Origin of the sequence: Bordetella sp. FB-8 (genome assembly GCF_000382185.1) — a bacterium.
Classification (GTDB): Bacteria; Pseudomonadota; Gammaproteobacteria; order Burkholderiales; family Burkholderiaceae_B; genus Bordetella.
Genome location: NZ_KB907784.1, coordinates 3,694,971 through 3,713,521, shown reverse-complemented (window position 1 = coordinate 3,713,521; position 18,551 = coordinate 3,694,971). Strand labels below are relative to the sequence as shown.

Annotated in this window: 18 protein-coding genes; 7 read left to right on the top strand and 11 right to left on the bottom strand. The window is 61.9% G+C overall.

Translation table 11 applies throughout. The annotated features are described in order from the left end of the window. Positions 1-25: 25 nt before the first annotated feature. Positions 26-1,273, bottom strand: a complete 1,248-nt coding sequence (locus H143_RS0117695; protein WP_019939599.1) for an RNA polymerase sigma factor — start codon at positions 1,271-1,273, stop codon at positions 26-28. Beyond that, positions 1,270-1,698, bottom strand: a complete 429-nt coding sequence (locus H143_RS21050; RefSeq protein WP_019939598.1) for a YciI family protein — start codon at positions 1,696-1,698, stop codon at positions 1,270-1,272. The genes H143_RS0117695 and H143_RS21050 overlap by 4 nt, the downstream gene beginning before the upstream one ends. 333 nt (positions 1,699-2,031) lie before the next feature. Here H143_RS21050 and H143_RS0117685 point away from each other — a divergent pair, with 333 nt between their 5' ends. Next, positions 2,032-2,403: a hypothetical protein gene (locus tag H143_RS0117685; RefSeq protein WP_019939597.1), complete on the top strand. Its 372-nt coding sequence runs from the start codon at positions 2,032-2,034 to the stop codon at positions 2,401-2,403. A gap of 48 nt (positions 2,404-2,451) precedes the next feature. Here the strand turns inward: H143_RS0117685 and H143_RS21045 are convergent, their stop codons facing one another. Further along, a complete protein-coding gene (locus H143_RS21045; protein WP_155803435.1) occupies positions 2,452-3,195 on the bottom strand; it encodes a hypothetical protein in 744 nt (247 codons plus the stop codon). Between the two features lie 120 nt (positions 3,196-3,315). Between H143_RS21045 and H143_RS0117675 the strand changes: the two genes are divergently transcribed. Continuing rightward, entirely contained in the window at positions 3,316-4,521 is a 1,206-nt protein-coding gene (locus H143_RS0117675; protein WP_019939595.1) for an MFS transporter, read from the top strand. 171 nt (positions 4,522-4,692) lie between these two features. Here H143_RS0117675 and H143_RS0117670 read toward each other — a convergent pair whose 3' ends face one another. From H143_RS0117670 to H143_RS0117660, 3 genes are read right to left on the bottom strand one after another with little or no spacing between them, the layout of a single operon-like run. Beyond that, positions 4,693-6,474: an IlvD/Edd family dehydratase gene (locus H143_RS0117670; protein WP_019939594.1), complete on the bottom strand. Its 1,782-nt coding sequence runs from the start codon at positions 6,472-6,474 to the stop codon at positions 4,693-4,695. A gap of 31 nt (positions 6,475-6,505) precedes the next feature. Further along, positions 6,506-7,777, bottom strand: a complete 1,272-nt coding sequence (locus tag H143_RS0117665) for an MFS transporter (RefSeq protein ID WP_019939593.1) — start codon at positions 7,775-7,777, stop codon at positions 6,506-6,508. Positions 7,778-7,797: 20 nt separating this feature from the next. Then, positions 7,798-9,000 (bottom strand): fumarylacetoacetate hydrolase family protein, encoded by a 1,203-nt coding sequence (locus H143_RS0117660; protein WP_019939592.1) that lies wholly within the window; start codon positions 8,998-9,000, stop codon positions 7,798-7,800. A 115-nt stretch (positions 9,001-9,115) separates the two neighbouring features. Here H143_RS0117660 and H143_RS0117655 point away from each other — a divergent pair, with 115 nt between their 5' ends. Continuing rightward, entirely contained in the window at positions 9,116-10,066 is a 951-nt protein-coding gene (locus tag H143_RS0117655; protein WP_019939591.1) for a LysR family transcriptional regulator, read from the top strand. Continuing rightward, complete coding sequence (locus tag H143_RS0117650; RefSeq protein ID WP_019939590.1) at positions 10,063-10,653, top strand: YigZ family protein; 591 nt, start codon at positions 10,063-10,065, stop codon at positions 10,651-10,653. Before H143_RS0117655 ends, H143_RS0117650 begins: the two co-directional genes overlap by 4 nt. Before the next feature lie 41 nt (positions 10,654-10,694). Here H143_RS0117650 and H143_RS0117645 read toward each other — a convergent pair whose 3' ends face one another. Then, positions 10,695-11,498: an SDR family NAD(P)-dependent oxidoreductase gene (locus tag H143_RS0117645; protein ID WP_019939589.1), complete on the bottom strand. Its 804-nt coding sequence runs from the start codon at positions 11,496-11,498 to the stop codon at positions 10,695-10,697. 124 nt (positions 11,499-11,622) lie between these two features. On the opposite strand from H143_RS0117645, the gene H143_RS0117640 reads away from it, so the two are divergent. After that, positions 11,623-12,546 carry a LysR family transcriptional regulator gene (locus tag H143_RS0117640; protein WP_019939588.1) on the top strand — a complete coding sequence of 308 codons (924 nt, stop codon included), beginning with the start codon at positions 11,623-11,625 and terminating at the stop codon, positions 12,544-12,546. A gap of 102 nt (positions 12,547-12,648) precedes the next feature. Here H143_RS0117640 and H143_RS0117635 read toward each other — a convergent pair whose 3' ends face one another. Both H143_RS0117635 and H143_RS0117630 read right to left on the bottom strand, forming a co-directional pair. Next, positions 12,649-13,569 (bottom strand): MBL fold metallo-hydrolase, encoded by a 921-nt coding sequence (locus H143_RS0117635; protein ID WP_019939587.1) that lies wholly within the window; start codon positions 13,567-13,569, stop codon positions 12,649-12,651. A 155-nt stretch (positions 13,570-13,724) separates the two neighbouring features. After that, positions 13,725-14,264 carry a carboxymuconolactone decarboxylase family protein gene (locus H143_RS0117630; protein WP_019939586.1) on the bottom strand — a complete coding sequence of 180 codons (540 nt, stop codon included), beginning with the start codon at positions 14,262-14,264 and terminating at the stop codon, positions 13,725-13,727. Between the two features lie 128 nt (positions 14,265-14,392). Between H143_RS0117630 and H143_RS0117625 the strand changes: the two genes are divergently transcribed. Continuing rightward, positions 14,393-15,298: a LysR family transcriptional regulator gene (locus tag H143_RS0117625; RefSeq protein ID WP_019939585.1), complete on the top strand. Its 906-nt coding sequence runs from the start codon at positions 14,393-14,395 to the stop codon at positions 15,296-15,298. A 460-nt stretch (positions 15,299-15,758) separates the two neighbouring features. On the opposite strand, the gene H143_RS0117620 is transcribed toward H143_RS0117625, so the two are convergent. Together H143_RS0117620 and H143_RS0117615 are read right to left on the bottom strand one after the other, a co-directional pair. After that, positions 15,759-16,247 (bottom strand): hypothetical protein, encoded by a 489-nt coding sequence (locus H143_RS0117620; protein WP_019939584.1) that lies wholly within the window; start codon positions 16,245-16,247, stop codon positions 15,759-15,761. After that, a complete protein-coding gene (locus H143_RS0117615; RefSeq protein ID WP_155803434.1) occupies positions 16,244-16,846 on the bottom strand; it encodes a hypothetical protein in 603 nt (200 codons plus the stop codon). The genes H143_RS0117620 and H143_RS0117615 overlap by 4 nt, the downstream gene beginning before the upstream one ends. On the opposite strand from H143_RS0117615, the gene H143_RS0117610 reads away from it, so the two are divergent. After that, on the top strand, positions 16,820-18,469 hold the full coding sequence (locus H143_RS0117610; protein ID WP_019939582.1) for a HEPN domain-containing protein: 1,650 nt from the start codon (positions 16,820-16,822) through the stop codon (positions 18,467-18,469). The two genes, H143_RS0117615 and H143_RS0117610, sit on opposite strands and share 27 nt — an antisense overlap. Positions 18,470-18,551 lie beyond the last annotated feature (82 nt).

Below are 18,551 nucleotides of genomic sequence, written 5' to 3'. Positions count from 1 at the left end.
AGAGCCGCGACGCTTACCTTGAACGTCAATTCCGCTCCAGACGCTCCATTAGCAACACGCGCTCACGCTCGTTGCCGGTCCAGGCTATCGCCTGACGCAGGGCCGCACGTGCTTGTTCGACGCGACCCAGGCGCTGCAGCAGGTCGGCTCGCACGCTGGCCCACCAGGGATAGCCGTTCAGGGGCAGCGTCTCCACCAGCGCGAGAGCCTGCGCCGGGCCGCTGACGTGGCTCAGCGCAACGGCGCGGTTGAGCGCAACGACCGGGCTGGGTTGCAGCGCGAACAGCGCGTCGTAGAGCCGCAGCAATTGAGGCCAGTCGGTCTCTTCAGCGGAGCTGGAGCGGGCATGCACTGCCGCCAGCTCGGCCTGCAGGGCGAGGGGACCCGGCCCCTGTGGTCGCAGCGCATTCAGGCGGCGGCAGCGAGCCAAGGCCTCCAGGCCGCGATGCACCAGCAGGGGGTCCCAGCGGCGCCGGTCCTGCTCCAGCAACAGCACGGGACGGCCCAGCCCATCCGTGCGCGCCGGCAAGCGCGAGGCTTGCAACTCCATCAACGCCAGCAGGGCCTGTGCGTCTGGGTATGTCGGAAGCAGGGCGGCAAGGTGTCGCGCCAGTCGCAGCGCTTCGAGGCACAGGGTCGGCCGCGTCCACTCGGCGCCGCTAGTGGCGGCGTAGCCTTCGTTGAACATCAGGTACAGCACCGTGCAGACGGTTTCCAGGCGCGCGGCGCGCGCGGATGCCGGCGGCAGTTCGAAGGGCTCTCCAGCCAGTTGCGCCTTGGCGCGCGTGATGCGCTGCGCGATGGTGGCCTCTTTGGCGAACAGGGCGCGCGCGATTTCGGCCACCGTCAATCCGGCCACCAGGCGCAAGGTGAGCACCCATTGCGCCTCGCGCGCCAGCTTGGGATGGCAGGCGATGAACATCAGCTTCAAGGCGTCGTCGCCCACCTCGTCGGCCTCGCCGGCCAGCAAGATGTCCAGCGGGTCCGGTGCCAGGTGGGTCGCCAGGGCATCGGCATCGGCGCCCAGCGCCTGCTGTTCCCGCGCCGCCATCTGCTCGTGGCGCATCCGGTCCAGCAGCCGGTGCTTCGCAGCGGTCATCAACCAGGCGCCGGGCCGTTCGGGCCAGCCCTCGGCCGGCCAGCGCTGCAGCGCGGCCACCAGCGCGTCCTGGACGCAGTCTTCGGCCAGGGCCAGTTCAGCGCCGGCACGCAGCATGGCCCCGGTAAGGCGCCTGGCTTCCAGGCGCCAGACGGCCTCGATGGAAGGCGTCATCCGCCCTGCTTGATGGCGGCCAGTTGTTCGCGGATGATGCGCTCGGCATCGTCGGGCGGCAGATCGATGCCGCCCATCAGCGGGCGCACCTCGATGCAACATGACTGGCCGGGAAACGGCGCCGGGAAGCGCTGCGCCCAGGCCAGCGCTTCGTCGCGGGATCGCACCTCGATCAGCGTATAGCCGGCGATCAGCTCCTTGGTCTCGGCGAAGGGGCCGTCCATGATGTTCACCTGGCCAGCGGCGTCGTACTGCACGCGAAATCCCTGACTGCTGGGCTGCAGGCCGGCGCCATCGAGCAGCACGCCGGCCTTGGCCATCTCGTCGTGGAAGGCCATCATGCGCGGCACGAGCGTCGGATCATCGGGAAAGTCGCCTGCTTCGCTCAGGGCGGTGGCGCGAACTTGGATCATGTAACGGGGCATGGAAGTCTCCTGAAGTGGTTACCTTATACGACGAACGACGGCGGCTTATTTCGACAGGCTCCTTGGCTTTCGGCGTGGCATCGCTCTGGTCGTCAGCTTTTCGGTATGGGAGATCCGCTCAGCGAATATTTCTTCCGGGTCGCGATCAGACTTTCCGAAAAGTTGCCCACGCCTGAGTTCCTATGGCTTGCTTACGCACAACGTTATAGGAACGGCCAGCCAGTGACGATGTGGGCAACCCTGGCCAGCCGCTCTAGAGGCAAACGATGCGCATACCGGGATGGCTATCTCGCATTAGCATTCGGACTTCTGCGACAAGACCAATCCGATCGTATGACACTTGAACCTCTGTTCGTTTCCAATCGCGTTGTGGCCATCATTTTGCCGACGGCGGTGTTTGTCGAGTGGATCAACGCGGCAGATCCGACGCGGTCGGACACCCCCGTCACGCTGGCCGACGCACATAAAGAACCCTCCGCGTACCTGATTCCGACAGACGATAGCGATGATCTGGATCATCCGGGTGTGCGTTGGATTCAGCGCAACTGGAAGACGCTCTTCGAGCGTGTACTTGAGGACTGGTACACCGATCCGGAGTTATGGCCGCGCAATCGCACGCTCAAGATGTTTCGCGAGTGGTGCGAGGTTCGCATTCATTCGTTAGTGCTGGACTGCGGCGACACGGAAATTGAGTACGAGGACTGATCGCTCTGGACGACATCGGGCAGGCTCGGGCCGGGACCCTGGGCCCGATCAGTCGCTGTACCGCATATCCTTGGGCACCTCATAACGCCCATCCCGATATGGCAGCGTCGCGATCGACGGCTTGGCTGTCTTTGTGTGATCGACGCAGTTGCCGGCGGTCAGGGCGCTTACGGTCGTATCCGTCTTGGAAGTCACTCTCAGCGCCGCATAGCCGCTCTTGTCCGCGGCCCCCATGGCAAGGGTGCGCTCCGTTTCGTGCCGCGTGCCGGCGCAATTCTCGTCCCATTCGCCGCCCGACTCCTTCACCGTCAGGCCGCCGAGCACCTTGCGCAGCCTGGCGCCTTCCATCACATACAGGCTCAGCGCCTTGGCCTCGTAAGGGCTGGCGCGCGACATATTGTCGTAGTCCACGCGGATGCCGAAGGCGCGCAGTTGCGGCGTGAGCTGATAGGGCGCGGTGTCGATGACGAGGTCCCTGATCGCCACCGCGTCGAACTGCAGCGCCGATTTCTCGAACCGATGCGCCACGATCGCTCCGGTGGCCGTATCGGCGACGAGCACTTCGAGATCGTCGGTGCCCTGGATGTCGGTATTGCCCGGCCGCGTCAAGGGCAGCGCTGCGATCGTCAATGCCTCGTTGGCCGGCCAGGCCTTGCAGACCGCGGCGCGGTCCTGGTCGAGCGCACGGCCCGGCTGCAACTGTTGCGTCCACCTCGCGAAATTATCTTCGCAGCTGGCGTGGGCGAGCAGGGGCGCGCAGGCCAGGGCCAGGCCAAACAGAGTGCGTTTCATATCCGGTGCCACCTTCATCGAATAAGATAAGGGATTACCCTTGGTTTGAGATAAAATGCTGGGCTTCGCCCGCAGTGGCGCAATGGTAAGCCCGGCGATCGGGCAAGGATAGTCGGCGGCATGAGCACCCATGTGCATCCGGAATCGCCCCAGAGCGTGCTCAAGGTCACGCTGCGGATCGTTCCCTGCGTTCTCTTCACGTTCTTCTGCTATTTGATGGTCGGCCTGCAGCTGGCGGTTCTGCCGGGCTATGTGCACGACGTGCTGGGCTACGGACCGGTGATGACCGGCCTGGCGGTGAGCATGCAGTCCATCGCCACGCTGATCACGCGCGCGCCGGCCGGCAAACTGTCCGACACCATCGGCCCCAAGCGCTCGGTGATGCGCGGTCAGGTCGTCGGTGCGGCCAGCGGCGTGCTGCTGCTGATGGCCTATGCCTTCGAGCGCAGCCCGGCATTCAGCCTGGGCGCGCTGCTGGTGTCGCGCTGCATGCTGGGCCTGTGCGAAAGCCAGGTTTCCAACTCGGGCATCACCTGGGGCCTGCTGCAGGTGGGCAATGCGCATACGGCCCGCGTCATTTCCTGGAACGGCGTGGCCACCTACGGCGGCCTGGCGCTGGGCGCGCCCCTGGGCGTGCTCGTGGCAGGGGATTTGAGCTTCGGCGCCATCGGCGCCGCGGTGCTGGTGCTGGGGCTGCTCAGCCTGGCGATCTCCTGGTCGCGTCCGGCCCCGCCCATGCAGCACGGCGCGCGCATGGCCTACCGCAGCGTCGTGGCGCGTGTGCTGCCCTTCGGCGGCGGCCTGTGCCTGGGCACCCTGGGGATGGGCATGCTGACGATCTTCGTCACCCTGTACTACGCCAGCCATCATTGGGAGGGTGCCGCCTCGGCGCTCACCGTGTTCGGCTGTGCGCTGATCCTGGTGCGCCTGATCTCGGGCAACTGGATACCGCGCTTTGGCGGCTTCAAGGTCGCGGCCGGTTCGCTGCTGGTCGAGGCGCTGGGCTTGGCCTTGCTCTGGCTGGCGCCCAATCCCGAGTTGGCGCTGGCCGGCGCCGCGCTCACCGGCATGGGTTTCTCGCTGGTGTTCCCGTCGCTGGGCGTGGAGGTCGTGACTCGCGTCTCGCCCGGCAGCCGCGGCGCGGCCATCGGCGTGTTCTCGGTTTTCTTCGACGTGGCGCTGGCGGTGGCCGGACCCCTGGCGGGCTACATCTCCACGAACCACGGCTACGCCGCGATCTACCTGGTGGCAGCGTGCGGCTGCCTGGTCGCGGTCGTGCTGGTGGAGGCGATGCGGCGCGGCCTGCCGTCCGCGCGTCCCGCCTGAACGCCGGCCGGTAGCCGCCGCGGTTGCAGCGCGTGCGGGATCGCTACGGATGAGGCCTCAGCAGGATTGAGTTTCACAGGCGCCCGAGCTTGCCGCACCGGGAGCCTGCGGGGCGCGGTCCGATACCTCGCAGGCGGATCGAGAACCCGCAGCCGTCCAATCAAAAGACGCTCAATGGTTATGCCGCGGCGTCTTGCGCGCAATCCCACGGTACTTCAGCGCGAATTCCAGCGTGGCGCCCTCGGACAGCTGTCCGGTCTTTTCGCGGAACAGCTCTTCCCACGGCGAATGGCTCTCGGGAATGGGCGGGGCCGGCTGCGTGCGCTTGCGCCGCGCGATTTCCGCTTCGCTGACCAGCGCATTGCACGACCCCGCGTTCAGATCGATGCGGATGATGTCGCCGGTCTGCAGCCAGGACAGGCCGCCGCCCGCGGCGCTCTCGGGCGACACGTTCAGGATCGATGGGCTGTCGGAGGTGCCCGACTGGCGGCCGTCGCCCAGGGTGGGCAGGGTCATGACGCCGCGCTGTATCAGGGCGTCGGGCGGCTGCATGTTGACCACCTCGGCCGAGCCGGGCCAGCCCAGCGGACCCGCCCCGCGCATGACCAGGATGCAGGATTCGTCGATGTCCAGCGCCGGGTCGTTGATGCGCTCGTGATAATCGTCCGAGCCGTCGAACACCACGGCGCGCACCTCGAATACGCCCTCCTGGCCGGGATGGCTCAGGTACTGCTTGCGAAAGTTCTCGGAAATCACCGAAGTCTTCATGATGCCGAAGTCAAAGAGATTGCCGCTCAACCCCAGGAAGCCGGCCTTTTCCATCATCGGTTCGGCGTAGGGCCAGATGACTTCTCGGTCGCGGGACTCGCGTCCTTGCAGGTTCTCGGCGAGCGTGTTGCCGGTGACGCTCATGCACTCGCCGTGCAGCTTGCCTGCGTTGTGCAGCTCCCACATCACCGCGGGTACGCCGCCGGCGCGGAAGAATCGCTCGCCCAGGTACTTGCCGGCCGGCTGCATATTGACCAGCAGCGGCAGGTCGTAGGCGTGGCCGCTCCAGTCGCCCGCAACGAGCTCGACGCCGGCATGCCGGGCCATGGCCATGATGTGCACCTGCGCGTTGCTTGAGCCGCCCGCGCAGGTGACCACCGACAGCGCGTTGAGAAAACTCTCGCGCGTGAGGATCTGCGACGGGCGCAGGTCTTCGTAGGCCATCTCGACGATGCGCCGACCCGTCTCATAGGCCATCTGCCCGCGTTCGCGATACGGGGCGGGAATGGCGGCGCAGCCGGTCAGCGACAGGCCCAGCGCCTCGGCCACGGCGTTCATGGTCGAGGCCGTGCCCATGGTGTTGCAGTGGCCCGCGGACGGGGCGCTGTCGCAGGCGCGCCGCAGGAACTCGTCCTCGTCGATTTCCCCGGCGGCCAGCTTGCGCCGGTTCTTCCAGATCACCGTGCCTGAACCGGCCAACTCGCCGTCATGCCAGCCGTCGAGCATGGGGCCGCCCGACAGGACGATGGCGGGTATGTCGACGGCGCTGGCCGCCATGACGCAGGCCGGCGTGGTCTTGTCGCAGCCGGTGGTGAGCACCACCGCGTCGATGGGGTAGCCGTAAAGCACTTCCACCAGGCCCAGATAGGCCAGGTTGCGGTCCAGCGCGGCCGTGGGGCGGCGGCAGTTCTCGAAGATGGGGTGGACGGGAAACTCGATCGGGACGCCGCCCGCGTCGCGTATGCCGTCGCGCGTGCGCTGGGCCAGCTCCAGGTGGATGCGGTTGCAGGGCGACAGGTCGCTGCCGGTCTGCGCGATGCCGACGATGGGGCGGCCCGAACGCAGCTCGTCAGGCGTCAGCCCATAGTTCATGAAGCGCTCGAGATACAGCGCGGCCATGTCGGAGCGGTGCGGCGCGGCGAACCACTCGCGCGAGCGGAAGGGTTTCTTGGGTTGTCTGGACATTCGTGTCGCCCTCGGATTCGAACGGGCCGGATCAGGCCGGGCCCGCGGTCTTTTTCGGCAAGCTCAAGGTCAGCAGAAAGCCGATCAGCAGCATGGCCACCAGGAAGTAGATGCCGGCCGCATAGCTGTTGAAGGCCGAGTGCAGCCAGCCTACCGCGAAGGGGCCGAGGAATCCGCCCAGATTGCCCAGGGCATTGATCAGGCCGCGCGCGCCGCCGGCCACTTCCGCGGGGAACAGGATGGGCGGCATGGTCCAGAAGATCGGCGAGGCCGACTGCATGAAGACGCCGCAGGCCACCAGCAGGGCGAACGAGACCCAGACGTTTTCCTTGAGCAGCGTGGAGAGCAGGAAGCAGACGGCGAACCCGATGATGGGCTGGGCCACGTAGCGGCGCCGGTTGCCGCTGGTGTCCGAGCGCCGGCCGAAGTAGTACAGGCCCGCGAGCATGGCGATGTAGGGAAACATCGACAGCAGGCCGACTTCGGTCATGCCGGACTTGGTCAGGTTCTGCAGCAGCGTGGGCAGCCACAGCGAAAAACCGTAGATGCCGGTCTGGTAGCAGAAGTACACCAGGACCAGCTTCCAGAGGTTGCCGTCGCGCAGCATCACGCCGTACGAGGGCTTGCTGCCCTGAGCCTGCAACTGGCGCTGCTCGTCGGCGAGCCTGGCGTTCAGGTAGTCGCGCTCCTCGCGCGAAATCCATTTGGCCCGGTCGGGCGTATCGCTGATCAAGGGATACCAGACCAGGATGAGCAGCAGCGACAAAATGCCTTCGGCGATGAATACGGAGCGCCAGCCCCACTGGCTGATGATCCAGCCCGACAACGGTCCGGTGATGATGGACGCGATGGCGATGTTCATGATGAAGTACGAATTGGCGCGCCCGCGCTCTTCGTTCGGGAACCAGTGGGTCAGGATGACGAAGATGGCCGGCCAGACGCCGCCTTCGGCCACGCCGATCAGAAAGCGCACCGCGATCAGCTGGGTGGAGTCCTGCACGAATCCGCACAGAATGGACAGGCCGCCCCAGGCCAGGATCGACAGGCCGATGAAGTTCTTGGCGCTGCGATGCTCGGCCAGATGGCCGCCCGGCACTTGCAGCAGCACATAGCCGATGAAAAAGATGCCCGCCGCCAGCCCGGAAAGCCAGGGCGTGATGTGCAGCGCTTCGTTCATGCCGCCGGCCATGGCAAAGCCGATGTTGGTGCGGTCCATGAAGGAAAAGATATAGACCAGGATGGCGGGCGGGATGATGCGCCACCAGCGCCCGGCCGGAACCGTGCCGGCTGTCGTATTCGTCATGCTTTGTCTCCTTTGCTTTGTTATGCGGGTGAAAACAACAGTCCGCGCTCGGCCAGGTTGGCCATGAGGGCGCTCAGGCCGAACGACCAGGGCGGGATCCGGTCGCTGCGGCTGACGCGATTGCTGAGCGTGCCCAGCCTGAGGCTGGATATGCGCACCAGATCCCCTTCTTTGTGGGTGAAGCCGGCGCCGGGCGCGCCGCGATCCTGGATCGGCGCGAACAGGGTGCCCAGAAAGAGTACGAAGCCATCGGGATATTGATGGCTTGCGTTCAGGGTCTGCCCGACCAGGTCCAGGGGGTCGCGCGTGATCTGGTCCATCGAGCTGGTGCCTTCGAGCACGAAACCCTCCTCGCCTTCCACGCGCAGGCGCACGATTTCCTTGCGTACATCGTCCAGGCCGAAGGTCTGGTCGAACAGGCGCAGGAAGGGGCCGAGCGCGCACGAACCGTTGTTGTCCTTGGCCTTGCTCAGCAGCAGGGCGCTGCGGCCCTCGAAATCGCGCAGATTGACGTCGTTGCCCAGCATCGCGCCCCGCACCTGACCGCGGCTATTGACCGACAGCACGACCTCGGGCTCGGGGTTGTTCCAGTCGGATCCGGGGTGCAGGCCGATGTCGGCGCCGGTGCCCAGCGCCGACAGCACCGGCGCCTTGGTGAAGATCTCGGCATCGGGGCCGATGCCCACTTCCAAGTATTGCGACCAGAGATCCTGCCGGATCAGCAGGTTCTTGAGTTCGGCGGCCTGTTCGGTGCCGGGCTTGATATCGGCCAGGTTGCCGATGTTGCCCAGGATGTGTTCGCGAATCCGGGCTGCCCCTGCGGGGTCGCCCTTGGCGCGTTCTTCAATGACGCGCTCGATCATGCTGGTGGCGAAGGTCACGCCGGCCGCCTTGATGACCTGCAGATCGCAGGGTGCGAGCAGCCAGGGGCGGCTGCGGTCGAGCGGGCCGGCGGCGCTGTTGGCCAGCAGATCGTCCAATGCGCCGATGCGCCGGCCGGGCGTCTGCCGCGCGCGCGCGACCGGATCGAGGGATTCCAGCAGGGCGGTCATCGTCGGGGCGGCGGCGCTGATGTCGTAGACGCCGTCGTCGCGTAGGGCCACCACGGCCGGGCCTGCCGGCCTGCCAGACTGCTCGGGTACCCAGGCGCGGCCTACCAGCGTTCCCGCGTACAGATCGGCGGGCAGCGTTTGCGCGGCGGCCAAGGGCAAGGAACCTGCCATTGTTTGTCTCCAGCTTGTTGTGTTTGATATTTGCCGCACTGTAGGAGTGGTACTCATCAAAATCCAATCAAATATTTGCTAAATTCCATTCCAATTTGTTATGAGTCACGCAGCCATGATCGAAAAAAACACCGCTTTGTCCTGGGATCAGGTGTGCGCGTCCCTGCGCTTTCGGCACCTGCAGTTTCTGGACATCCTGGGCCGCGTGCGCAACTTGCGCATCACCGCCGAGCAAATGCACGTCACCCAGCCGGCGGCCACCAAGACCCTGGCGGACATCGAGGCGATCTTTGGCGCGCGCCTGTTCGAGCGGCTGCCGCGCGACATGCGGCCGTCCGATCTGGGACTGTTCGTGCTGCGCTATGCGCGCGCCACGATGGCCGAGGGCAGCCGCTTCGTGAGCGAGTTCGAGACGCTCAAGCGCGGCGGTCATGGGCATGTGACGGTCGGGGCGATCTCCGGCTCGGCGGCGCGGCTGATGACCGAGGCGATCCAGGAGATCCACCGCCTGCGGCCCTTGCTGGTGGTGAAGGTGCTCGAGCAGAGCAGCGACCAGCTCATCGTCTGGCTGGAAGAGAAAAAACTCGACATCATGCTGGGGCGCTTCACCCAGACGCGGCATCAGTCGCTCTACGACTACGAAACGCTCGCGGGCGAGACGGTCTGGATCGTCGCCGGCGCGCATCACCCGCTGCTGTCCGATCGGGCGGGCCCGGATCTGGGCGCGCTGGTGGACTGGCCCTGGATTCTGTATCCGCCCGCCACGGCGCTGCGCCAGTTGTTCGAGGAGACTTTCGCATCGGCCGGCCTGGTGGTGCCCGCGGGAACGGTCGAGACGCCGTCTTTTTTTTCGGCCTTCGAGCTGCTGCAGGCCACGCCCATGCTGTCGATGCAGCCGCAGGCCATCGTCGAAAAATATGTGGACAAAGCACTGCTGGGCCGCATCCCGGTTCCCATTCGCGACACCATGCCCGATTACGGCGTGATCACGCGCAAGGGCGAAGTGCCGTCCCGCTCGATGCGCGAATTCATCGACATCCTGCACCAGGTGGCGGGGCAGCCATGACGCATACGCTGGCCGCGCTTTGCACCCACGAGGAAGACATCAAGAAAAGCCGCTTCCTCGCCTATGCCGGGCCGGTGTCATTGGTGGCCGAGGCCATGGCCCTGTTCGCGCGCCACGGGGACCCGGCCGCCACGCACAATTGCTGGGCTTATCGCATCGGCAACGCATACCGCTTCAACGACGACGGCGAGCCGGGCGGCACGGCAGGGCAGCCCATTTTGCGCGCCATCGACGGCCAGGGGTTCGATCGCGTGGCCGTGCTGGTGGTGCGCTGGTACGGCGGCATCAAGCTGGGGGCGGGTGGCCTGGTGCGCGCCTACGGCGGCTGCGCGGCCAACTGCCTGCGGCTGGGCCAGCGGGTGGAGTTGATCGACACCGCCGTGGCGCATTGCCGCTGCGACTTTGCCGAGCTGGCCCTGCTGCATGCCCGCCTGGCGGGCATGGGCGTGACGGTGCTCGAAGAGCATTTCGACGAGCACGGCGCGGCGCTCGCGCTGGAGGTGCCGCGCACGCAACTGGCCGAACTGGAGCAGGCCGTGGCCAACATCACCCGCGGGCGCGGGCAGTGGGAGGTTGAGACGGGCTGATCAGGCCCGTTGCATGACTGTTCAGTGGCCTAAGTAAGACTTCAAGGCAGCTGGCCTTTACCGGCTTCACGGCGCAGAGTCGGCAACCCGACGCCCGCCGCATCGAATCCGCCGTCGACGGCGAGCACCTGGCCATTCACATAGCTGGCATCCGATGCGCATAAATAGCCGATTGCCGAGGCAATTTCTTCCATGGTGCCATAGCGGCCAAGCGGAATGCTGTCGTGATAGTCGGCCCGGATTGCCGGCGAATGGACCTGCTTGGCCATCTCGGTTTCGACGGGACCCGGCGCGATGGCGTTGACCCGGATTCCCATGGTTCCGAATTCGACCGCCTGCTGGCGGGTAAGGTGGATGAGCGCGGCCTTGCTGGTGCCGTAGGCGACGCGCAAGGTGCTGGCGCGCAATCCCGAGATCGACGCGATATTGACGATCGACCCGCCGCCGTTCTTCAACATCGCCGGTACGCAGGCTTGCGCGCAAAGGAAGGCGCCGTCCAGGTTTGTCGCCATCACGTAGCGCCACTCCTCGAACGAGGTCTCGCCCAAAGGCTTGAACACCGCAACGCCGGCATTGTTCACCAGGGCGTCGATGCGGCCAAAGTGCGCCTCGATCCGCGCCATAGTCGACTGCACTTGCTCGGGGTTGGACACGTCGCAGGGCAGCGCGAGTACGCGCTTGTCATCTTGATATTCGAGTGCGGCCTTTGCGAGTTCCTCGGCATCGATGTCGAGCATGGCCACCCGATGGCCGTGAGCCAGGAACCAACGAACGGTGGCAAGTCCGATGCCGCGCGCGGCGCCCGTTACGACACTGACCGGCAGAGAGGAGTTGGGCGTTGTCATGTCAAGTTTTTGGAAATATTAATTCTGGTTAAACCTTAAGATGCCACCCCCATTCGTGTAAATCGCGTAAATTTAAACCTGAGGTTTAGCTGGATTTAATCTTGTTTTCTAAAAAGCGGGTGCAATGATTCGACTTCCCGTTCCTTTGAGCAGCCTGGAGGTGTTCGCCGAGGCAGGAAGACTTCAGTCGTTCCGCCAGGCGGCGATCGCGCTGTCTTTGACGACCAGCGCCGTCAGCCAGTCGATCCGGAAACTGGAGGATCGACTCGGATGCCGGCTGTTCGAACGGCTGGGCAATCGCGTTCTTTTGAGCGAGGAGGGCGGCAGGCTGTTGCGCGAGGTCGAGATCGGCATCGAGCACATGCGGGTCGGACTCGAATCCGTGCGGCCGAGCCACCCTGCGCCGATCTCGATCATCAGCCCACCGGCCATACTGGGGCTGCTGACCCCGGTCATTCACGAATTGCTTTCGCTCGAAGCGTCAGAAATCCGGCTTATTTCCGAAGAAGTTCCCGGCTCATCGTCCTTCAGAAATTTTGACGTCGCGATCCTGTATGGCAAGCATGCGCCGCAGCATGCCGATCTGGAAAGCCTGGGAGTGGATGTGTACACGCCGGTCAGCCGACCGGATGTCGCAGCCAGGCTGACTCACGTCAAGGATTTCTCGACAATTCCGCTGCTCGTGAACGATGCCGCGCCGGTATCGTGGGATAACTGGCTGACCTTGAACAGGATCGTGGCGACTTCAACGAAAAGACTGCATTTCAACCGTACTGCGCACGTCGTAGCGTCACTGCTGGACGGAAGCGGCGTCGCCCTGGAGTCGCTCCGCCTGGTTTCCCCGTACATCGAGCGCGGAGAGCTTGCGATTTGCCCGGTTGCCGATGGATTGCGGGCAATCTCACGCGAGCTGACCTTTCTGTATGTCACGCAGAACCCGCTCAGGCGCGATCAAGCGCAGCGCGTAGCGGAACTTATCAGAGCGCGGTGCATGACTTCCAAAGACGGGCTGATAGTGCCTGGACCGGCCGCACAGATGACCTCATAGCTTCTGATTGCGTGCGTTCTTGGTATCGCCGGCCATCTCATTCCTGTTCAAGCGTGGAATGCCCTGCCATGGGTGTTCGCATGGCAGGGCACGGCGCGCTCTCTACTTGGCAGAGTGTCGAATAGCCTCATACGCGGCGGGCACGTTGACCGAGTTGTGCGCCCAGTCGAACAGGCTGTATTGGCCGTAGTGGGACATGCCGGCTGCCTCGAGCGTGGCTTGGACCGATCCCCCCGCGGCGATGGCTGCACTGACCGCAGCATCGAGCTCGCGCAGATACCGAATCGGAAAGTCGATATCCGCAGGTCGCATGGGGCGGCCGTGTCCCGGAATGATCGTCGCGTCTTCGGGGAGGAAGTCGCGAACCTTCGTCAGCGTCTCGATCGTGTCCCGGTGACGCCCTTCAAGAAGCCACGGGAGCGCCGGAGACGGGGCCTGGATCATGTTGCCGACCCACAGGACCTTCGCATCTGGCGTCCAGATCACCAGGTCGCCTGGCGTTTGCGCAAATCCAAAGTGACGAATCTCGACCGTTCGACCGCCAAGATCGACACTGATGAGGTCCGACACCGTAATGTCGGCGCTGCGCGACTGCACCCGCTCGATACCCTTGCCTTTGCCCATGAGGCCGAGCATGAAGCGGCGATCCTCTTCAAAATTCTCGTCCATGTAGCGCTTGGTCGCGGGATGATGGATGACCACGGTGCTTTCCGGAAACACGTAGTTCCCGTAGGCGTGGTCGCCGTGATAGCTGGTGTTGACCAGGAAGCGAATCGGCTTCGAAGTTTCCTTGCGAACCAGTCCGATGAGCTGGGAAGCGAGATCGCCGTTCAACATGGCTTCGACCACCAGGACGCTTCGTTCGCCGATGACAAAGCCCCCAGTCGTAGCGACGTGATCCTTGACGAATACGTCGTCAGGCATCACCGCAAATACGCCGGGTGCCATCTCTTTCGAGGTCAGGTTTACCGACGCGGCATCCCAGGGAGGCGTCGTCTCGTGCTTGTCATCGTTTTGGGTCATGGTTATTACTCCAGTTGCAGGGTGTATGAATGTCGGCAAGTCCGCCGATCACGGCCGACCCGCGCTCAGGTCTGCCCAGATGCAATCGACTTGCGCCGGGACCCCGGTCTTGGTCGACATGCAGCGCTGGCCAGTTCCCGAGGCCTGCCAGGATTTCAGCGGTTCAGCGGGGGCGCGGCAGGAAAATCCACCGGCACCAGGGTGGTGGCGTGCAGGAAGTTGGTGATCATCTTGTCGCCGACGGCGACGATCGCGTCCACCAGGTTTGCTTGCGTCCAGCCGGCCGCGAAGAAGGCCTGCACCAAGGCGGGATCGGCGTGTCCACGCTCGAGCGCGATGTTGCGCACAAGCCTGGCCAGCGCATCCAGGCGCGGATCAAATGACACGCCACCGCCGCGAATCTCCAGGATCTGGTCGGGCGTATAGCCAAGCATGCTGCCAACCGCGGTGTGCGCTGCGAGGCAATAGGCGCAGTTGTTGACCTGGCTGACCACGAGGTTGATGACCTCGCGCGCCTTCGGGCTCAGCGAACTCTTGGCGCTATTGAGCGCCAGGTACGTCGCCAGCGCGGTCTCCGAATGCGCGAAGGTGGCAAACAGGTTCGGGACGAAGCCGAACTTCTTCTTTATGCCGTCGAAGATGGCCTGGTTGGCGGGCGAGACTTGTTCGTAGGTAGGTACGGTTACGGTGTTCATGGTGGACTCCAGTGGCAGTGATGAATCGGTGGAGTGAACTATGATTGATGAACGGGATTGCCGGTAGACTGGAATTTGGCCTAACATAGATTCCAATCTGGAATTAATAGGAGCGGCCCGTGGATCGCATGTCTGCCATGCACACTTTTGTGCGCGTCGTGGAAACGGGCAGCTTCTCGGCCGTGGCGCGGGAACAGTCCAGCACCCAGAGCGCCGTGAGCAAACAGGTGGCGGCTCTGGAGCGGCATCTGGGTGCCAAGCTGCTGACGCGAACGACGCGAATGCTCTCGCTCACCGACGACGGCGAACGTTATTTCGAAGACGCCCGACGGCTGGTCGCCGAGGTGATGGAGGCCGAGAACCAGTTGCGCCGGGGCGAGCAGCAACTCACCGGCTGGCTCCGAGTGGCCGCTTCGGCCGGATTCGGCACGCGTGTGCTGCGACCGCACGTGCATTCGTTTCTCACCGCCCACCCCAGTGTCAAAGTCGATTTCAGGCTCAATGACGGCTTCATCGACCTGGTCGAGCAGGGCATCGACGTCGCCGTACGCATCGGCAACCTCGCCGACAGTACGCTGGTCGCGCGGCGCATCGGCACCACCCGGCTGGCCGTGCTCGCGAGTCGGTCGTTTATTGCGTCCATGACGGCGCAGCGGCCGGCACCGCAGATCCCGGCAGACCTGCAGGCCCACCCGTGCATCGTCTACACGGAACTGCGCACCCGGAATCTTTGGGATTTCAGTACTCCCGACGGGTCTACGGCTTCCGTGCGCGTCGAGGGGCCCTTGCAGACGAATTCAGAGGAGATCTTGCGGACGGCTGTCGTGGATGGTTTGGGCATTGCCTATGCGCCGACCTGGCTTTTTCAGGACTTGATCGCCAGCGGCGATGTGCAGATTCTGCTTGCGGGCTGGCAGCCCAGGCCATTGCCGATCAACCTGGTGAGCCCGCCCGAACGCCGCCGCGCCGCCAAGGTACGTGCGTTCGCGGACCATTTATCGGCAGCACTCGCGGACTGCCCAGCGTGTCGTTGAAGCCAGAAGGTATCAGCGATATTTTTGGAGCTATCGGCGGATGACCTGCCGGCCGCCCGGCAGCGAATCAGCCGGTCCTCACTTCACCCCACTGAACGAAACCGATCCGTCCCAAGCGCCTTCTGCTGCGCCAAGTGGATACGGATCCGACCCAAACGGACCAGCCACGGCGTGGCCGGCAGGGCGCGCACGCTGATCCGGGTGAAGATCAAGCCGTCGCCAATCCGTACTTGAAAAACTGCCGATCTTGCTCGGAGTGTGAGATTCCCCAGAACGACCGTTCGCGACCGGCGCAAATGGGTCGGGTTGCAACCTCTGCGCGACGACGAACTAGAGCCGGCCTTATCGGTCGGAGTGCGGCCATTTTCGGTCGTTCGCTTGAGTGCCTATGAGGACGCACGAACGGTCGGTCTACATTCGGGAACAGACCATTTTCACATCTATTGTGTCATCAGCTGCGTTACGGGTTCTGTGCGTCCTCGTGCTTCAAGTTTGGATCACTGCTCAAGTTGTACTTTTTCGGATCCATGTTTCTACCAACCCAAAGTAAGAATGCAGCAACATTAGGATGCTTGCGCCCCACAATGGCAATGTAATTAACCATTGCCTTCATAATTGCTCCGAACGCGCATTCCTCAGGGTCCATATCAACGAACCCATCTTCTTCCTTGTCCATATGCTTCATATCGTTGATGAACAGAACGTCGTTAATTGCGCGTCCATGCTCTGCACGAGTACGTTCTGCGCCGCCGTTGCAAATTTCCTGCTTAATTAAAGCGTCTGTGAAGTTGGATTTATCTTTATTAAATGCAAGCTGGGACAAGATTACGTCGGCTGCTCCAGCAAGAGTAATCACGGCAAAGCGGTCACGACCAGAAATGAATAGACCAATAGCCGCCTGAAGCTGACATTCCGCTAGTTGCAGACGAGTATATTCTCGGACTGTCATGTTCTCGGCCTTTGTCTCATAGGAACTGCTCGATACTGTTCCATCATCGCCTCACCGTCAGAATTTTTCCAGACCCATTGCAGTACGGCCTTGACGAACGCTTCATCTTGTCCTTTCAGAGCTATGTAGTCGCTAATAGCGCGCACTAGCGCATCTGTGGCTAGTCTCTCCAAGTCAAGTTGGACTGTGGGTGTGTCGTTGTGAGAGAGATGTTTGTGAGCGCTGATGCCCAGTCGATTCTCGATGTGATGGTGGGCAGACTGTCTTGCCGGTGTCGCGCCAGCTAGCTCTCTATGAATACGACACATGTAATCCACAAAGGGCTCCTTTCCTTCGCGTCTAACAAGCTCGTCAAGTATGCCGCTTGCAGCACCGGCAAGCGTGATTACAGCCGAGAAATTTTGTTGATTAAAGAATATTTCAGTTGCTGTGACAAGCTGTGAGCGTGCGATATCGAACTTATGAAATCGCGGCATCCTTGGCTCCTCCATCAGAAAATAATGTTTAAATAGACGAGAAAATCGATACCAAGACTCACATTGACCATCAAAGAGCAATAGTCCGCTAAAAACATGAGATCCAAAATCGTCTTTACTCAAGACTATAGCTACAACGTAACGGCAACTCATCCCACTCTTGGGCAATTAGGCGATGGCAGGCTTACCTTTGGACCGGGTAAAGGCACAACCCTGCAATTCAGACTGAGCACACTCAAACCCATTGATTGCCAAACACTTGATGAGGTTCACGCAATCACCGAGGATGGTCAGCACTTCACTCTCTTTAACTGCCAGTTTGAACAGTTATTTCTCTCGTGCGACTACATCGTTAGCATGGAGGCAACCGATGCCTTCGTTCTGGTAGAAGTCGAAGTTCTTGATATATCCCCCTGGTTTTTTGAATATCAGCGTATGCAGGGTAAGCCAGGAGCAAAGATCGAATGGATTAATACACCTCACGAGATAAATGCGAGTTTGATGCTTGATGAAAAGAACCTCACGATCAAAGCTTATCCGCATACCAGCATCGACCAGACAAACGATGGTCATTTAATTAAAGATTCGGTCTTCTTCAGCATTGAGAGCACCATGCCCTTGAGCATAAGTAAGGTGCGAAGATACACGACCGACTTGCTGGCTTTATTGAGCATCCTTCTGGGCTCGCCCGCTTCAATTTCGAGTGTTGGCGTAAAGTCTGATCACGGCAGTTCGGGCTACGTCTTCTTTCCGTATTATGAGCCTGAAGCGGAAGCTGGCACACGCAAGAAGGAAAGTCATGATTATTTCCTCAAAAAACCCATCTTTGAAGCCAACTGGCAGACGATAGTCCAGAACTTCTTTGCCTCAGAGTTGCGCGATCCGCTTTGGTTGCGACTATCAGGGATGAAGCGATACAAGGATTTCTGGGAATACAAGGTCCTAGGCTATGTCACCCTCTGGGAAGCTTACGTATCATCCCAAACACAAAATCTTGGCAAGAAAGATCTCGCCATACCCACAAAGGCAGTCAAGCGTTTTCACGAAAAACTAGACGAGAATAAGTTTTCTCTGACCAACGAGCAGGTTCTAGGGGTGAAAGCTTTAGCCGGCTCGGTGTTCCAGAGTCGTGAATACACACTCCAAGAAAAAACTGAGATTGTCATCTCTCAGACCGACCCCGACATAGTCAAAATTATCAATTTGTCTTCGGCTGCTCTTGTCAGACTCAGGAAAATTCGCGATGCGATAGCGCATGGCGATGTCATCACCATACCGTCTGGTGAGCATCCTCTTCTATCCACCCGCATTGAGAAGCTGACCCTGCTACTCACCTATTACGCCTTTATCGAGTTTGGCCTGAAAAAGGACGATTTTCTTGCATGTCTGTGCTCGACATGGACGAGAATGGTCAGAGGCGCTAGCCTCAACCAGGCGCATCTGGATAAAGTAATAGGAGCTGCGGAGTTCATTACTCTTACAAGTGAAAATCTTCTCGCACTAAAGCCACTGGCAAACGGCCAAGCGTTTCGTTGTTTCTACAGGAACGACCAAGGGGAGGTCGCCTACTCTCATGAGGATACGAGGACTTACTCCGTCAAACGTCAGTCTAGCGCCTTAGAAGACAACCCTGACTACAACAAGGTATTCAATAATTACGATAAGAAGATCCGGTATGTCCCCAATCTTTACTTTGAGGATGGTCAAGACAATCTTCATTTCATCGCTGTCATTCTTTTTGAGTGATGCCAAGCTAGTGTGAGCGTCCGGCGCAAAGAAAAGCGACCGTCCTTTATGAGTTGGGCTACGATTTCTCCGCTACGACGAA

What these genes read in the sequence shown, in the direction of transcription:
- H143_RS0117695 (WP_019939599.1), bottom strand. Translation starts at nt 1,273, where the DNA reads ATGACGCCTTCCATCGAGGCCGTCTGGCGCCTGGAAGCCAGGCGCCTT.
- H143_RS21050 (WP_019939598.1), bottom strand. Translation starts at nt 1,698, where the DNA reads ATGCCCCGTTACATGATCCAAGTTCGCGCCACCGCCCTGAGCGAAGCA.
- H143_RS0117685 (WP_019939597.1), top strand. Translation starts at nt 2,032, where the DNA reads ATGACACTTGAACCTCTGTTCGTTTCCAATCGCGTTGTGGCCATCATT.
- H143_RS21045 (WP_155803435.1), bottom strand. Translation starts at nt 3,195, where the DNA reads ATGAAACGCACTCTGTTTGGCCTGGCCCTGGCCTGCGCGCCCCTGCTC.
- H143_RS0117675 (WP_019939595.1), top strand. Translation starts at nt 3,316, where the DNA reads ATGAGCACCCATGTGCATCCGGAATCGCCCCAGAGCGTGCTCAAGGTC.
- H143_RS0117670 (WP_019939594.1), bottom strand. Translation starts at nt 6,474, where the DNA reads ATGTCCAGACAACCCAAGAAACCCTTCCGCTCGCGCGAGTGGTTCGCC.
- H143_RS0117665 (WP_019939593.1), bottom strand. Translation starts at nt 7,777, where the DNA reads ATGACGAATACGACAGCCGGCACGGTTCCGGCCGGGCGCTGGTGGCGC.
- H143_RS0117660 (WP_019939592.1), bottom strand. Translation starts at nt 9,000, where the DNA reads ATGGCAGGTTCCTTGCCCTTGGCCGCCGCGCAAACGCTGCCCGCCGAT.
- H143_RS0117655 (WP_019939591.1), top strand. Translation starts at nt 9,116, where the DNA reads ATGATCGAAAAAAACACCGCTTTGTCCTGGGATCAGGTGTGCGCGTCC.
- H143_RS0117650 (WP_019939590.1), top strand. Translation starts at nt 10,063, where the DNA reads ATGACGCATACGCTGGCCGCGCTTTGCACCCACGAGGAAGACATCAAG.
- H143_RS0117645 (WP_019939589.1), bottom strand. Translation starts at nt 11,498, where the DNA reads ATGACAACGCCCAACTCCTCTCTGCCGGTCAGTGTCGTAACGGGCGCC.
- H143_RS0117640 (WP_019939588.1), top strand. Translation starts at nt 11,623, where the DNA reads ATGATTCGACTTCCCGTTCCTTTGAGCAGCCTGGAGGTGTTCGCCGAG.
- H143_RS0117635 (WP_019939587.1), bottom strand. Translation starts at nt 13,569, where the DNA reads ATGACCCAAAACGATGACAAGCACGAGACGACGCCTCCCTGGGATGCC.
- H143_RS0117630 (WP_019939586.1), bottom strand. Translation starts at nt 14,264, where the DNA reads ATGAACACCGTAACCGTACCTACCTACGAACAAGTCTCGCCCGCCAAC.
- H143_RS0117625 (WP_019939585.1), top strand. Translation starts at nt 14,393, where the DNA reads ATGTCTGCCATGCACACTTTTGTGCGCGTCGTGGAAACGGGCAGCTTC.
- H143_RS0117620 (WP_019939584.1), bottom strand. Translation starts at nt 16,247, where the DNA reads ATGACAGTCCGAGAATATACTCGTCTGCAACTAGCGGAATGTCAGCTT.
- H143_RS0117610 (WP_019939582.1), top strand. Translation starts at nt 16,820, where the DNA reads ATGAGATCCAAAATCGTCTTTACTCAAGACTATAGCTACAACGTAACG.